Annotated in this window: 16 protein-coding genes; 4 read left to right on the forward strand and 12 right to left on the reverse strand. The window is 54.1% G+C overall.

Annotated features, from left to right (window positions below; genetic code table 11):
- Nucleotides 1–374: 374 nt before the first annotated feature.
- Complete coding sequence (locus EDM57_RS20095) at nucleotides 375–815, reverse strand: hypothetical protein (protein ID WP_122906472.1); 441 nt, start codon at nucleotides 813–815, stop codon at nucleotides 375–377.
- Between the two features lie 293 nt (nucleotides 816–1,108).
- Nucleotides 1,109–2,527, reverse strand: a complete 1,419-nt coding sequence (gene glnA / locus EDM57_RS20100; protein ID WP_122906473.1) for a type I glutamate--ammonia ligase — start codon at nucleotides 2,525–2,527, stop codon at nucleotides 1,109–1,111.
- A 225-nt stretch (nucleotides 2,528–2,752) separates the two neighbouring features.
- Here glnA and EDM57_RS20105 point away from each other — a divergent pair, with 225 nt between their 5' ends.
- Genes EDM57_RS20105 through EDM57_RS20115 form a run of 3 tightly spaced genes read left to right on the forward strand, consistent with a single transcriptional unit; the run spans nucleotide 2,753 to nucleotide 5,894 of the window.
- The gene (locus EDM57_RS20105) at nucleotides 2,753–3,682 is read left to right on the forward strand and encodes a ketopantoate reductase family protein (protein ID WP_122906474.1); all 930 of its coding nucleotides are present in this window, start codon (nucleotides 2,753–2,755) and stop codon (nucleotides 3,680–3,682) included.
- A 46-nt stretch (nucleotides 3,683–3,728) separates the two neighbouring features.
- Nucleotides 3,729–4,664, forward strand: coding sequence for a 4-hydroxy-3-methylbut-2-enyl diphosphate reductase (locus tag EDM57_RS20110; RefSeq protein ID WP_122906475.1), 936 nt, complete (start codon nucleotides 3,729–3,731; stop codon nucleotides 4,662–4,664).
- 9 nt (nucleotides 4,665–4,673) lie between these two features.
- Entirely contained in the window at nucleotides 4,674–5,894 is a 1,221-nt protein-coding gene (locus EDM57_RS20115) for an MFS transporter (protein WP_122906476.1), read from the forward strand.
- Here the strand turns inward: EDM57_RS20115 and EDM57_RS20120 are convergent.
- From EDM57_RS20120 to EDM57_RS20135, 4 genes are all read right to left on the reverse strand, one after another.
- Nucleotides 5,884–6,273: a cupredoxin domain-containing protein gene (locus tag EDM57_RS20120; protein ID WP_122906477.1), complete on the reverse strand. Its 390-nt coding sequence runs from the start codon at nucleotides 6,271–6,273 to the stop codon at nucleotides 5,884–5,886. The two genes, EDM57_RS20115 and EDM57_RS20120, sit on opposite strands and share 11 nt — an antisense overlap.
- Nucleotides 6,274–6,408: 135 nt before the next feature.
- Complete coding sequence (locus tag EDM57_RS20125; protein WP_122906478.1) at nucleotides 6,409–7,419, reverse strand: inorganic phosphate transporter; 1,011 nt, start codon at nucleotides 7,417–7,419, stop codon at nucleotides 6,409–6,411.
- A 20-nt stretch (nucleotides 7,420–7,439) separates the two neighbouring features.
- The gene (locus EDM57_RS20130) at nucleotides 7,440–8,057 is read right to left on the reverse strand and encodes a DUF47 domain-containing protein (RefSeq protein WP_122906479.1); all 618 of its coding nucleotides are present in this window, start codon (nucleotides 8,055–8,057) and stop codon (nucleotides 7,440–7,442) included.
- Between the two features lie 61 nt (nucleotides 8,058–8,118).
- Entirely contained in the window at nucleotides 8,119–8,748 is a 630-nt protein-coding gene (locus EDM57_RS20135; protein ID WP_122906480.1) for a LysE/ArgO family amino acid transporter, read from the reverse strand.
- A 150-nt stretch (nucleotides 8,749–8,898) separates the two neighbouring features.
- Between EDM57_RS20135 and EDM57_RS20140 the strand changes: the two genes are divergently transcribed.
- Nucleotides 8,899–10,347 (forward strand): aminotransferase-like domain-containing protein, encoded by a 1,449-nt coding sequence (locus EDM57_RS20140; protein ID WP_122906481.1) that lies wholly within the window; start codon nucleotides 8,899–8,901, stop codon nucleotides 10,345–10,347.
- 43 nt (nucleotides 10,348–10,390) lie between these two features.
- On the opposite strand, the gene EDM57_RS20145 is transcribed toward EDM57_RS20140, so the two are convergent.
- The 6 genes from EDM57_RS20145 to EDM57_RS20170 all read right to left on the reverse strand — a co-directional run bounded on the left by EDM57_RS20145 (nucleotide 10,391) and on the right by EDM57_RS20170 (nucleotide 14,725).
- Nucleotides 10,391–10,723 (reverse strand): hypothetical protein, encoded by a 333-nt coding sequence (locus EDM57_RS20145; RefSeq protein WP_122906482.1) that lies wholly within the window; start codon nucleotides 10,721–10,723, stop codon nucleotides 10,391–10,393.
- Nucleotides 10,724–10,873: 150 nt separating this feature from the next.
- Nucleotides 10,874–11,206 carry a spore coat protein gene (locus EDM57_RS20150; protein WP_122906483.1) on the reverse strand — a complete coding sequence of 111 codons (333 nt, stop codon included), beginning with the start codon at nucleotides 11,204–11,206 and terminating at the stop codon, nucleotides 10,874–10,876.
- Nucleotides 11,207–11,221: 15 nt separating this feature from the next.
- On the reverse strand, nucleotides 11,222–11,530 hold the full coding sequence (locus tag EDM57_RS20155; protein ID WP_122906484.1) for a ferritin-like domain-containing protein: 309 nt from the start codon (nucleotides 11,528–11,530) through the stop codon (nucleotides 11,222–11,224).
- A gap of 108 nt (nucleotides 11,531–11,638) precedes the next feature.
- Entirely contained in the window at nucleotides 11,639–12,457 is an 819-nt protein-coding gene (locus EDM57_RS20160; protein WP_122906485.1) for a hypothetical protein, read from the reverse strand.
- 137 nt (nucleotides 12,458–12,594) lie between these two features.
- A complete protein-coding gene (proC, locus tag EDM57_RS20165) occupies nucleotides 12,595–13,437 on the reverse strand; it encodes a pyrroline-5-carboxylate reductase (protein ID WP_122906486.1) in 843 nt (280 codons plus the stop codon).
- 19 nt (nucleotides 13,438–13,456) lie between these two features.
- On the reverse strand, nucleotides 13,457–14,725 hold the full coding sequence (locus tag EDM57_RS20170; RefSeq protein ID WP_122906487.1) for a glutamate-5-semialdehyde dehydrogenase: 1,269 nt from the start codon (nucleotides 14,723–14,725) through the stop codon (nucleotides 13,457–13,459).
- Nucleotides 14,726–14,744: the final 19 nt, after the last annotated feature.

A 14,744-nucleotide genomic window follows, 5' to 3' on the forward strand; every position in this document is an offset into this window, starting at 1 on the left:
AGGCGAGCATGATAGGCTTCGTACCCTTGCGAAACCTTGGTATACCGACTTTTTGCAAGAAATCGTCCCGTAGGCGCTTCGTGTCAAATCTCGCATGATTATGAATTTCTACTGTATATTCGTGATATTCGTGAATAACGCTCTTTGCCAAACTCGGCACTTTTCGTTTGTCAAATACAAGTATGTAAGTTTACATAGGTTTACAAAAGTTTGTATTCGAGGAATAAAACGAGTGAGGGCGGAATTATTTAGTAAAATGGATAGTGGGGGCTCGTTAAGAAAAGAAGAGAACCAAGCTCTGTAGAATAAATTTGAAAACGAGGCTGAAGGGATAGAGCATGGCAGCCTCGTTTTATGTCGGGAATCAAGTGAAATTATTGTCCTGGAATAGTCCAATCCAGGTGTTGCTCTTCGATTATTTTACATAAATCAACTTGATTACTTACCTTATAGACGCCCCCTTTTTGTTCATTTATCCAAACGTAATTTTTGTCAGTCAACATTTCCATTCCGAGTATATTTACCCCGTTGACATATACTCGTATGGCATAATCACCGGACGGCCAAGTCATGTTTTCTTTTTTTAGTTCCACAGATGAGAGACTCTTTAACAACTTTTCTACCTTATCTTTATCTGTTAGAGATACCTTTGCATCGTCAGAATACCTCTTCATATCAATACGAACTTCATCATTTTTCGTGATCTGATTTAAGGCTTTTTCATGAAGAGATGTATCATTCATTCTATTTACAGCATAAGAGCAACCAGCAATCGCTGCTAAAATAATGAGTAAAAAAGCTATTTTCTTTTTCAAAACAGACTCTCCTCCCGGAAGGAAGTACGTATTTACTTCGTGCATAAACTTTGCGGGTGGAAGACGATCAATGTCTACCGAACTAGTTCATGCAATTTATATATCGTAAAACAATTGGAACTAATTGTAAATGATTCTGTAGGTGATTTTGCAACGATTTTGCTGCAGGGTTTCCCCAGACACGAAAGGATCATTTCATGGCCAATGCAAAGAGCCCCTCCTTGAACGGAAGGGGCTAATTTGTTGATGGGTAAAACCCGCGTAATTACTGGGCAGTTTTGTACGAATAAATTTTACAGATCATAATACAACTCAAACTCTTTCGGATTCACCGTACGCTCTACTTGCTGAATATCCGCACGCTTCAAGGCAATCCAGCTTTCGATGACTTCCTTGTTGAAGACGTCGCCTTCGAGCAGGAAAGCGTGGTCTTGTTCGAGGGCAGTCAGGGCTTCTTCCAGGGAGCCTGGTGCGCGCTTGATTTCATGCTTTTCCGCGTCGGACAAATCGTAGATGTTGCGGTCCAGTGGGCCGTAACCGAGTTCGCGCGGGTCGAGCTTGCGCTTGATGCCGTCCAGGCCAGCCATCAGCATGGCAGCGAAGGCCAGGTATGGGTTGGCGGTGGAGTCTGGCGTGCGGAATTCGATCCGGGATGCTTTTGGCGTTACAGCCGCGACTGGAATCCGTACAGCGGCAGAGCGGTTTCCTTTGGAGAATACCAGATTGACTGGTGCTTCGTAGCCTGGAACCAGACGCTTGAACGAGTTGGTGCTTGGGTTGGTCAGCGCGATCAGGGCTGGAGCGTGGTGCAAAATGCCGCCGATGTAGTAGAGCGCTGTCTCACTCAGGTTGGCGTAGCCGCCTTGCTCATAGAACAGCGGAGTATCGCCGTTGAACAAGCTTTGGTGGACGTGCATGCCGGAACCGTTGTCGCCGACGATTGGCTTTGGCATGAAGGTAGCGGTTTTGCCGTGCTTCGCAGCGACGTTGCGCACGATGTATTTGAACAAAAGCAGGTTGTCAGCCGTGCGGGTCAACGTGTCGAAGCGGAAGTTGATCTCGCCTTGGCCGGCAGTTGCCACTTCGTGGTGATGGCGCTCTACATGCAGACCGGCTTTGGTCATCAGCGTGCACATTTCGTTGCGGATGTCCATTTGCGAGTCAGTTGGCTGTACAGGGAAGTAGCCGCCTTTGTTGCGCACTTTGTAGCCCAGGTTTTGCCCTTCTTTTCCGGTGTTCCAGAACGCTTCCTCCGAGTCGATGTGGAAGAACGAACCGGATGGGCCGGAGTCGTAGCGCACGCTGTCGAACAGGAAAAATTCCGATTCCGGGCCGAAGTAGGCTGCGGTTGCCAGTCCGGTTTGTTGCAGATACGCCTCGGCTCTAAGGGCAATGCCGCGCGGATCGCGGGTGTATGGAGTGTTGTCCGGATTGACAATGTTGCAGACGATGTTCAGCGTTTTGGCTTCTACAAACGGATCGAGAAAAGCGGTGGAAGGATCAGGCATCGCGACCATGTCGCTCTCTTCGATGGATTTGTAGCCGGTGAGGCTGGAGCCGTCGAAGGCGACGCCGTTTTTGAAGGTGCCTTCATCTACTGCGTAGGCAGGAACGGTAACATGGTGCTGGCGGCCAAGCAAATCGACAATGCGGAAGTCTACATATTCCACTTTCTCTGCATCAATGATGGACAAAACCGTTTTCATATCCAAAACAACCCACTCCATTCGCGAAAAATTTTTGTATCTGAACAATTATTGTTCGTGTTTTCTTGAAAATCTATATTTCGAATTATAGCTACAACAGACAATGTTCGTCAAGAGGTTTTCTTACTCCAAATGTTAGTTTTTCTAACATCATATTGCGGGGTTCAGAATTTGGTTCCGTTTTTGTAGAATATAGACGAACTATTATGAATAAACGCGGAGGCGATCTTGATGAAGGTACTGGTACTGGGGGCAGGTGGCATCGGAGGGTATTTTGGCGGCAGACTGGCAGAGTCGGGCGTGGATGTAACGTTTCTGGTGCACGAGCGTAGATACAAGCAATTGCAGGAGCGAGGCTTGCGGGTGCAGAGCATCCACGGCGACCTGCACCTGGAGCGTCCGCAGCTGATTCAGGCGGGCGAAGCGGCAGGGCCGTTCGACGTCGTCCTGCTGTCCAACAAAGCGTACACGCTCGCAGAGAGCATCGATGCGATTGCCCCTTACGTCGGGGACGACACGATCGTGATTCCGCTGCTGAACGGGATCGCCCACATGGAGCCGCTATGGGAGCGCTTTGGGCGTGAGCGGGTGCTTGGGGGGCTTTGCTTCATCGAAACGACGCTCAACGCAGAAGGCGACGTCGTGCAGACGAGCCCGATTCACGAGGCGGTGTTTGGCGAGTGGGAAGGCGGAAAAAGCGAGCGCGTAGAGCGGCTGGAGCAGGCTTTTTCCAAAATCAATGGCACGATGCGGGCGAGCAACAACATCCAGCGCGAGGTTTGGCACAAATATTTGTTTATTGCGATGTTCTCCGGTATTACGACGCTGATGAACTCGGCTGTCGGTCCGATTCGCGAGTCCGCCTACGGCGTGGAGCTGACCAGACAGCTCGCGGAGGAGATCGTGTCTGTCATGAAGGCACTGGAAGCGCCGATCAAGCCGGACATTGTGGAAAAGCAAATGGAAATCTTCCAAAACCAGCGCCCGCAAACGAAATCGTCCATGCTGCGCGACATGGAAAAAGGACTTCCAGTCGAGGCCGATCATCTGCAAGGCTACCTGTTGAAGCACGCTGAACAAAAAGGCTTGTCCACGCCGCTGCTGAAAGTTGTCTACAATAATCTGAAGGTTTACGAACAGAAGCGGGATGCAGGCAAATAAGGTATAATAGTGGGCGAACGTCATTAGAATTTTAGGAGGGGTCCAGATGGAAGTCATCAAGATTTCCCCCCGCGGATATTGCTACGGTGTTGTCGATGCCATGGTGTTGGCACTGCGTACAGCGCAAAACTTCGACTTTCCCCGCCCGATTCACATTTTGGGCATGATCGTCCACAATGCCCACGTCGTCGAGGCGTTTGAAAAGCAAGGCATTAAAACATTGGATGGAGAAGACCGGCTGGCGCTTTTGGACCAGGTGAACGAAGGGACGGTCATCTTCACCGCCCACGGCGTCTCTCCGGAGGTGCGCAAAAAGGCGCGGGAAAAAGGCTTGACCATCGTTGATGCGACTTGCCCGGACGTCACGAAGACGCACGATTTGATCCGCGAAAAAATTGCGGATGGCTACCATGTCATCTACATCGGGAAAAAAGGGCATCCCGAGCCGGAAGGAGCTGTCGGCATCGCACCGGACCGCGTGCATCTCGTGCAAAAGCTGGAGGAGCTGGACGCGCTCGACATCCCCACAGACAAGCTGATCGTCACCAACCAGACCACGATGAGCCAGTGGGATGTCAAGCATTTGATGGATGCCATTCTGCAGCGTTTCCCTGGGGTAGAGGTGCACAACGAGATTTGCCTGGCTACCCAGGTGCGGCAGGAAGCGGTCGCGACACAGGCTGGCGAGGCAGATTTGTGTATTGTCGTGGGCGATCCGCGCAGCAACAACTCCAACCGTCTGGCGCAGGTGTCGGAAGAGATCGCCAATGTGCCGTCGTATCGGATCGCGGACTTGTCCGAGCTTGACATCGAGTGGCTGCGCGGCAAAAAAAGCGTCGCGGTTACGTCCGGCGCGTCTACGCCAACCCCGTTGACCAAGGAAGTCATTGCTTTCCTGGAGCAATTCGACGAGTTTAATCCGGCGACATGGGAGAAGAAACGAACCGTCGAGATGGATAAAATATTGCCACGGGTAAAATAGGAGAACGATATGCCAGGAACACATTCCGGTATTGGACTTTCGGGCGCATTCGGGAGATACTTCAGTCTTTGCGCCCTTTATCTTTTTTTCTACTACGGGTTGGGTGCTTTCTCGCCACTGATTACGCAATATTACAAATCCATTTCGCTCACAGGCACCCAGATCGGCCTGATTAGCGCAGTCGCTCCGGTTGTCTCGATTGTCGCCCAGCCGATGTGGGGATTGCTTTGTGACCGTTTTCAGATTCGCAAGGCCATTCTGATTCTGACGCTTGTCGCTTCGGGGCTGGCCGGGCTTTTCTTCGTTGGCGTGTCTACCTTCGCTTTTGTCTTTCTGTTCTATTTGATCCTCTCGTTTTTCCAGAGCGCGATTATTCCAATATCCGACAGCATCACTTTGGGCTACGCGAAAAAATACGGCCTGCAATTCGGCGACATCCGGCTGTGGGGAGCGGTTGGCTTTGCGCTCGCCGCCTTTGTAACAGGACTGTTGGTCGAGCGCTGGGGGGCATCCATGCTCTTTTACTCGTATTGCCTCGCGCTCTTGATCGCCATGCTGTTTTTGCTGCGGGTGCCGGATGAATCGGAGGAGACGCCGCGCTTTCGCGTCGGCATGCTGGCTGGCATGCGGGATCTTTTGCGGATACCGCGCTACCTGTTGTTTTTGCTGGCCTCCTTTTGCGTGCTTGGCGCGGTGAACGCGAACAACATCTGGTTTTCCCTGTTTTATCAGGAGATTGGCGGCACGGTGGCGGGTGTGGGGCTGGCTTTTCTCTTGTTTGCAGGCAGTGAAGCTCCGTTCATGAAGCTGGCAGGTGTCTTTGTACGCAAGTGGGGGCTGGAGCTGACGCTGTTGTTCGCTGCTGTATGCGGGGCGGCTCGCTGGCTCTGGTACAGCTCTGCCCCCGGTACGACGCTGGTTATCGCCTTGTTTTTCATTCAAGGAATCTCGGTAGGCTTTTACCTGGCGACGGCAGCCCAGTTCGTGCGCGAAAATACGCCCGCCTCCCTGCAAGTGACGGCGCTGGCCATCTTCTTTTCGGTGGGAGGCGGGCTGGGGACGATGCTGTGTAATCTCGTGGCTGGCTGGATCAAAGATGCTTTTTCGACGCTGGGCATCTATTTGTTTTTTGGAATCATTACGGTAATCGGGATCATCCCGCTGGTCTTGATTGCGTATGGGCCGTGGAAGCAGAAAGCTCCCGACGAAAAAGCCGAAGCTACTCAATGACAAGCATGCCTTGATAGCCGCTTTCCGGGTAGCCGGGGGCGTCCGAAACAAAGAAAAAACGCCCTTTTTTATCGGCAGAAAACTGCAGGATCGTAGACTGCGTCGGCTTGAGCTCGGTCGAGGACAGGTTCAGATCGCGAATGGAGAGGTTGTGCGGGCGTGTATCCGCGTTGACGATCATCAATGCGACGCGCTCGCCTGCCCGCGCTGTCAACTGGTTGGGCAAAAAGCCGGCGCTGGAAATCGTAACAGTGTGCGTCCGCGTCGTGGCGGCGTAGGAAGTATGCAACCGTTGGTGATGATGCGTCCAAAGCAGCGTTAATGTCACGGTCAGTGCGATGAGGGGATAGCGAAGCTGCCGGAACCATTGACGAGACATTTGCAAATCAGCTCCTTTGCGACAATAACATGATGAAGTTACTATTATCCTGTCCCCACTCTGTCAACAGTAAACACATTTTTCCTCATCGGCAAACGCTGGGCATTCGCAAACCGGGCGCGGCCCGCATCGCCTTCACTCAAAAAACAAACGCAACAAGGAATAGATTGCCGCAGAGATCACCGCGGAAATCGGCAGCGTAATAAACCAGGTGATGATGATCCGTTTGGCGACGCCCCAATTGACACCCTTGAGCCGCTTGGCCGCGCCGACCCCCATGATCCCCGAAGAAATCACGTGTGTCGAGCTGACCGGAAGCCCTAACTGCGTAAATGTAAAAATGATCGTGGACGAGCTTAAATCAGCGGTCGCGCCGTTGATCGGCTCGATTTTCGTAATTTTGCCGCCGACCGTCTTGATGATCTTCCAGCCGCCGACAGAAGTCCCCAGCCCCATGGCAATGGCGCATATCAGCTGGACCCAAAACGGAATCGTCGCCGTATCCGTATGCAAATCGGCAGCCACCAGAGCGAAGACGATGATGCCCATTGCTTTTTGCGCATCGTTGGTGCCGTGGGAGAAAGATTGCAGGGCAGCAGTGAAAATCTGGAAGTAACGAAAGCCCCGGTTCACTTTGCTGGGCGGTTTCTGGATGCTGCGAAACAAGGCGTAAGCCAGCTTCATGAGCAGATAGGCGGCCACGAGCGCGATGACGGGCGACAATATCAGTGCCTCGAAAATTTCCAAAAAACCGCTCCAGTTGATGTGCGAACTGCCAGCCGAAGCGAAAACAGCACCTACGACGGAGCCGATGAGCGCATGGGAGGAACTGCTCGGAATCCCGTACCACCAGGTGACCAGATTCCAGAAAATCGCCGAGGCCAAAGCCGCCAGCACGATCAGTACGCCGTATTCCAGCTTGGTGGGATCGGCAATTTTTCCTCCGATAGTTTTGGCGACCCCGGTAAAAGCAAGCGCGCCGACGAAGTTCATGATCGCGGCAAGGGCGATGGCGATTTTCGGCGGCAAAGCTTTTGTCGAGACTGTGGTGGCGATGGCATTGGCTGTATCGTGAAAGCCGTTAATGAAGTCAAAGGAAACGGCCAGAACAATGACAGCGATCACAAGAGGCAGGCTAGTGTGCATGGAAGAAGAGCCTCCTTCGTTTATGTATTGCTCATAATCACCGTCTCCATCATGTTGGCGACGTCCTCGCAATGATCCATAACATCCTCAAGCACATCGTAAATTTCCTTGAACTGCATAATGTGAAGCGGATCGCTCGTCGACTTGAACAACTGCCTGATGCTGTTGCGCACCAACTCATCACCGGCGCTTTCCAGATCGTTGATGCGAATAATGTACTCCTTCATGCCAGACAGCTTCAGTTTTTGCAGCAGCTCAATTGCGAACAAAATTTGCTGGGTGGCATCCTCAATCAGTTGGCCAAATTTGACCATCGCTTCATCCGGCTCCATGATGTCGTACATGTACAAACGAGCGGCGCACCCCTCCAGTCCGTCCAGCACATCGTCCAGCTTGACCGCCAGATTCAGCACGTCCTCGCGTTCAATGGCCGAAATAAACGTTTTGTTGATCCGGACGATAATTTCGTGGATCAGCTTGTCGCCCTTGGACTCATACACTTTCATTTCCTCGGCAAAGCTTTTTAGTGTTTCCAGCGAAGTAATTTTGTAATTATTGAAATAAATCGCAGAGTCATACACGTTTTTGGCGATCGTGTACAAATGATCGAGCAGGGCGTCTGATTTGGCAAAAAGCATGAAAAGACCTCCACATCAAAATCCGACTAGGGATATTTTGAGTGGAGGCGGGAGCATTTATTCACTTTTCCCGGAACCAGGCCCAATCCAGCTGGCTCGTCATGTAGGCAGCGACGCCCCACATGATGAGTGCAGAGACGATGTTGAGGCTGCGCAGCAAGGACCCGGACCGATCCAGCTTGCCCATGATTCTCCCTGCCACAGACAAGCCGAAAAACCAGAGGCAGGAGACGAGGATGCAGGCGATGGTGAACCCCCATTTTTCTGCTCCTGCGTAGTTGAGCGAGTTGGTTCCGATGACCCCGATGGTATCGAGGATTGCGTGCGGATTGAACAAAGAGACGGAAGCGGCGAACATCATCTGCTTTTTGGCGGAAAAGCTTTCCTGATTACGGTGATCCAGGCTTGGGCGGCTGCGCCAGGTCAGGTAGCCCATGTACAGCAAAAAACAGATCCCGATGACGTACAGGACGGTTTTCAGCCAGGCAACGGTCAAGATCACCAGAGAAACGCCAAGGACGGCGAGCAAAATCAGGAGCGCATCACAGGCGGCTGCCGTCAGGACGACGGGAGCGGCTCTCCACAGCGTAGGCTGTACGGCTCCCTGGTTGAATACAAACACGTTTTGCGCCCCCAGCGGCAAAATCAGCCCGAAGGCGAGCACAAAACCGTGCAGAGCGGCTTCCAGCACGATTCCTTCCTCCTTTTTCGATGTCGTCATGTCAGCAGGCAAAAGCATGCACTATGGACATTATTCATGAGGAAGGAGCGAATGTCTCCAGCCAATTGGTTTACCTTTGCCCCAACCAATTTGTACAATGGAGCAAAGGAGTGGGGACGGATGCTGACCATTGACTGGAAGCCGGACAAATCGGCTGACCTGCCTGTCTACGCGCAGATTGTCGCGTACATCAAGGGAAAAATTGTGCGGGGAGAGTGGCCGGTAAACAGCAGGCTGCCTGCCCAGCGTGCTTTGGCTGCTGCTTTCGGGGTGAACCGCAGCACGGTCGTGACTGCATTGGAGGAACTGAAGGCGGAGGGGCTGATTGAGTCGACGGTCGGGAGCGGCTCGGTCATCTGCAACAACACATGGTCGCTGTTGACGACCACGCCGCCGCCGGATTGGTTGGGGTATGTGCAGGCGGGCACGCATTTGCCCAATTCGCCGACGATCCAGGACATTAACCGCTATGAGCCTGATCCGCGCTACACCCGTCTGGGTACAGGAGAGCTTTCGCCCGCCCTGATCCCGAGGGCAGAGATGGAGGAAGTGCTTTGTGACCTGCGCGGGAAAATGAGGCAGCTTGGCTATTCCGAGCCAAAGGGACTTTTGCCGCTGCGCGAGGCGATCAGTGCTCACCTTCGTACGCGAGGGATCGAGGCTTCTCCGGCGTCGATTCTCGTAGTATCCGGTGCGCTGCAGGCTTTGCAGTTGATCTCGCTCGGGATTTTGCACCGCGGCTCGACGATTTTGTTGGAGCAGCCCTCGTACCTGTTTTCGCTGTCGTTATTCCAGTCGTCAGGGATGAGGCTGGCTGGCGTCGCGATGGATGGGGAAGGAATAGCGCCTGCCTCTGTCGCCCGGCAGAAGCTGCTTCATAACGGAGCGCTGCTCTATACGATCCCGGCTTTTCACAATCCGACCGGGATTTTGATGAGCGAGCAGCGCAGGCGGCAGCTTATGGCGGTATGTGAACAGGAGCGGCTGCCCATTTTGGAGGACGATGTGTATGGCGAGCTGTGGCTGGATGAGCCGGGGCCTGCTCCGCTCAAGGCGAGCGATCAGAATGGGCTGGTGCTCTACCTTGGCAGCCTGTCGAAAACGCTTAGCCCTGGCTTGCGAATCGGCTGGCTCGTCGGGCCGCAGCCAGTCATTGAACGGCTGGCCGACGTAAAAATGCAGATTGACTACGGCGCAAGCACCCTTTCGCAGTGGGCGGCGACAGAATGGCTGACGAGCGGGCGCTATCAACGGCATCTCGAACGAATCCGCGCGGCGCTCAAGGAAAGAAGAGCGCGGATGGACGAGCTACTCACGCGGTGGTTTTCCGACTTGGCCGACTGGCAGGTGCCGCAGGGCGGCTTTTACATCTGGCTGCGCCTGCGCCAGCCCGTGTCGATGCGCAAGCTGTTTACCCAGGCGCTGGCAGAAGGCGTCCTGCTCAATCCCGGTTTCGTGTACGACCAGACGGACAGCCAGCATCTGCGTTTGTCGTATGCGTATGCGGCAGACGACGAACTGGAGCGGGCGTTGTTTGCGGTCGCCCGGCTCTTGCGGAGCAAAGGATGAAGACGAGGTGACAGGCTGTTTGCGGAAAGCACAAAACGGCCAGTTACCAGGGCAGCCAACTGGCTTTTGCCGTCTTGCATTTCAACACGCCGGACAGCAAATACAGCAAGGAGGCAATGAGGAAAAAGAAAAATTTGTCTGCATTCATGGACAAGTACAAGCAAAGCGGCAAAGAGACGACAAAGGAAAGCAGAATGACGGGCGGCTTAACAAAGGAAGCAACCAGGCCGAGCAACGCCGGAAGCCCGAGGCAAAGAAACGTCAACACAGAACCGGGGGACTTTTCAGAAAGCAAAACGTACCACAGAGCAAGGGAGCCTGCAGAAGCGAGCAGGCCGCAAAGCAAAGAGAGCCAAAACCACAAACGGTCTTTCACTTGAATCCCTCCTTCTCCAATAAATTATACAATTTGGAAAAAGAAGTAAAAAGCCCCTCCACAAGAAAAAGCCGCAAGCACAACAAACAGCCCCGGCCCGAACAGGAATCGGACCAGGGCTGCATCACCCATGCTGGAAAAACAGCCAAACTATTGATACGGGAACTGACTGGAATAGCCGGAGAACTGCTGGTAAGCTTGCTGCAGCTTTTGCTGTTCTTCTGCTTCGAGCTTGTACCAGCCTTTTTGGAACATCAGGTTGTACACTTCCCGGGCCGACTGGTGTGTCTCATTCAGCAGTTGCAGCATGTCGTTGTACAGTTGCTGGTGGCTCGCCTCGCGCACCGCGACGTTCAGGCTGTCTGTGAGGTATTTGCACGTCGCCAGACAGTCATTGAGAAAATCGCGGTCATTCATTTGCGGCCCTTTGATTTGCGGTAGCTGTCCGGATTGCGGGTTTGCGATCTGGTTTTGGTTTGGCATCCCTGTTCTCCTCCCTTACTGCATCTGTTGTTGCTGTTGTTGGGATTGGGTCTGCGGCAAGGTCGCCATGACGGCTGTGTTGTTGTTTTGCAGGTGGGAGAGCAGCTTTTGATAGTGCTGCTGGTGCATGCGTCCTGCTTTTTCCAGACATTGCTTCACATCCGGGTCTGTGGCTTGCTGGGCAAAGAAGTGCAGCTTTTTAAAGGCGAGCAGTTCCCAGGACAAGGCATCTTTCAGGTAGCTCAAGTCTTTGGTCGTGATGACTTTGGGCGGCTCGGGAATCGGTGTTTGGGAAAAAGGCGCAGAAGACATGAGGGATGGCATCTGATTGCTCCTTTCATGTGTGATACACGTATAGGATGGGCAAACAGGCCGCAAGTAACCCTGCCTCTTTCCGCCAAAAAATGAACCGGTCCGAAAAAAGGACCGGTTTCACGCTTTCACAGGAGCCAATTCCAGCGAAGCGACCTGAATGTCGATGCTGGCGGGTGCGATATTGAGGCAAAAGCTCGCTTCCTTGTGCAACTCTTCCTGAATGTCCCGAAGCAGTCGGGTCATATCTGTCAAAAAGGGTAGCCTGAGGGCGAGCGTAATCTGGAGGCGAGGCAAATCCTCGAAGGAAAAGTTGACTTTGCCGACCTGGCTGACTTCTGCATAGCGGCTGCACGTAGCCTGCGCGATCTTGCGCAACACTTGCGGATGAATCAGGATGCGCCCGCCGGAAAAAGGCGGGTGAACGACGGTCGATTCGCCAATCACTTCCTTTTTCGAGCTGAAAATGCGGGTCGCGGAAGCAATCAGCCGCTGCAAATAGTCTTTTTCCACCTCGACACGGGGGATCGGGATGACGTGTCTGCCCATCGTTTCCCGCACGTAGCGCGCCGCTTCGATTTCCTGCGGCGGCTTGATCGACTCAATCGGAATATATTCGATAGAAGAAGGCAGATGCAGCGCCTCGGCGATCCGCGTAATCATGCGCTGTGATGTGCCGAGAATCAGCAAGCGTCCCGGTTGAATCTGCTCCAGACTGCGCCGCACTTCCTCTGCGTGATCCGCGTAATGAAAAATCGCCCGCTTGACCGCCTGGATTTTCGTTTTCTCGTACTTGGCGGAGGTACCCGCCACCTTGCGCCCCTGGTAGATCAGGATGCCGTCGTCAATAATGGCGTCGATGTTCATGCGGTGGGAAAGTTCTAATGCACTGGAGCTTTTTCCCGTACCACTGGTGCCGTACAAGGCGTAAATTTCCATCGGATACCTCCCTCGTTCAGTTTCTCGCAAAAAATCGGGCAACAGTGCGCCTCTATGCCTGTGCGTCTGGACATGCTTTGTTCCAACATCGTAACGCACAGGCGGCTTACGCGGCAACTATCTTCCGCGAAAAACGCTTACCGATACTGCGCGCCCATTTCCCGTGCGCGCTCGGTCGCCCGCAGGATGGCTGATGTTACCGCCTCCTGGAACCGATACGACTCCAACACTTCCAGCCCGGCCTGTGTAGTTCCGCCAGGGCTGGTGACTTGCTTGCGCAGCAAGGCAGGCTCCGCGCGCGTTTCCAGCAGCATATGGGCCGCGCCGATCACTGTCTGGAGCGTGAGCTGACGCGCCATTTCCCGATCCAGCCCGGCTGTCGCGCCCGCTCCCATCATCGCTTCGACCAAATAATAAATATAGGCCGGGCCGCTGCCGGACAGCCCTGTAATAATATCGAGTTCTTCTTCTGCCACTTCGTATACGGTGCCAATCGCTTCGAACAGGCGGGTGGCGAGGGCGAGCTGCTCGGGACGCACAAACGCATTGGCACTCAGTCCTGTTGCAGACAGCCCGACAGCAGAGGACGTGTTTGGCATCGTGCGAATGATCGGGCAGTCTACCCCCAGCCATTCGCCGATCAGGCTGGTAGGGACGCCCGCGATAACGGAAATAATCAGTTGGTTTGCAGAGACAGCTCCGCGCAGTTCGAGCAGCGCTTCCTTCGCGTCCTTCGGCTTGATCGCCAAAATCAAAATGTCAGAGGCCCGCGCTACCGCCAGTTTATCCGTGGTGGCGTTGACTCCGTATGTGTCCGTCAACTGCTCCAGACGCTCCGCGTTGTTGCGGTTGGTGACGAAAATGCGGTCTGCTGCGGTCAACCCTTTTTTCAAAATCCCCGCAAGCATCGCTTCCACAATGGAGCCTGCGCCGAGAAAGCCAATTTGTCCGGTTGCTATACTAGCTGTTTGGTTGCTCATCGCTGTTTCCTCCTTTGGCCTAGCGAATTTGTCCGGTTCCACGTACGACGTACTTGTAGGAAGTGAGTGCGGGCAAACCCATCGGCCCGCGGGCGTGCAGCTTTTGCGTGCTGATGCCGATCTCCGCGCCAAAGCCGAACTCGCCGCCGTCGGTAAAGCGGGTAGAGGCGTTATGATAGACAGCAGTTGCATCGACAGCGGACAAAAATTGATTGGCTGCCGCAGCGTCTTCCGTCACAATCGCTTCGGAGTGGCCCGTGCTGTGTGCGGTAATATGCGCAATCGCTTCGTCCAGGCTATCGACGGTGCGGACAGCCAGGATGAGAGCGGTGTATTCCGTATCCCAGTCCTCTGCCTGCGCTTCGTGCAGGAGAGAAGCCAGCTCATGGTGTGCCTCCCGCGTTTTCTCGCAGGCGCGCAGCTCGACTCCTTGATCGAGCAGCTTTTGCAAAAGCGCCCGCTGGTAGTCGTGCGGCCAGTTGCGGTGGAGAAGCAGCGTTTCGGCTGCGTTGCAGACGGCGGGGCGGCTTGTTTTCGCATTGACGGTGATGGCTTCTGCCATGTCGTAGCGGGCCGCCTGATCGATGTAGATATGGCAGTTGCCCACTCCCGTTTCCAGCACAGGCACGCTGGACAGTTGCAGCACGCGCTGGATCAGGCCTGCTCCGCCGCGCGGGATGATGACGTCGACCAGCCCGTTTGCGGTACATAACAGATCGACAGAGGCATGCTCGGCAAAAGGCAGGTACTGCACGGCGTCCTCGGGGAGGTCTGTCGCTGCCAGCGCTTCGCGAATCGAGCGGGCGAGTGCGACGTTGCTGTTGACGGCGCTGTGGCTGCCGCGCAGGACGATCGCATTGCCGGTTTTCAGCGCAATCGCCGCCGCATCGACCGTGACATTGGGCCGCGCTTCGTACACCATGCCGATGACGCCGAGCGGGACGCGAATCTGTTCGATGACAAGACCGTTCGGCCGCGTCCAGGAAGCCATTTTTTGTCCGACAGGATCATCGAGAGCGGCCAAGGCAGCCAGACTCTCGACAAGATCGTTTATACGCGCAGGTGTCAGGCGCAGGCGGTCGAGGTAGGAAGCGGGCTGGCCGTCAGCTTCCGCCTTGGCAATATCCAGCTCGTTTGCCGCCAGGATGGTTTGGGCATCAGCCAGCAGTTTTTCTCCGATGGCAGCCAGTGCCTTGTCTTTTTCTGTACGGGTCAACAGCGCCATTTGTCGGGAAGCCTGTTTGGCCAGTGAGAGCTGTGCATACACTTTTTCTTTCAGGTTTTCCATTGTCTCCCCATCTCCTTAT

This window comes from Brevibacillus gelatini (assembly GCF_003710935.1).
In the GTDB taxonomy this organism is placed as follows: Bacteria; Bacillota; Bacilli; order Brevibacillales; family Brevibacillaceae; genus Brevibacillus; species Brevibacillus gelatini.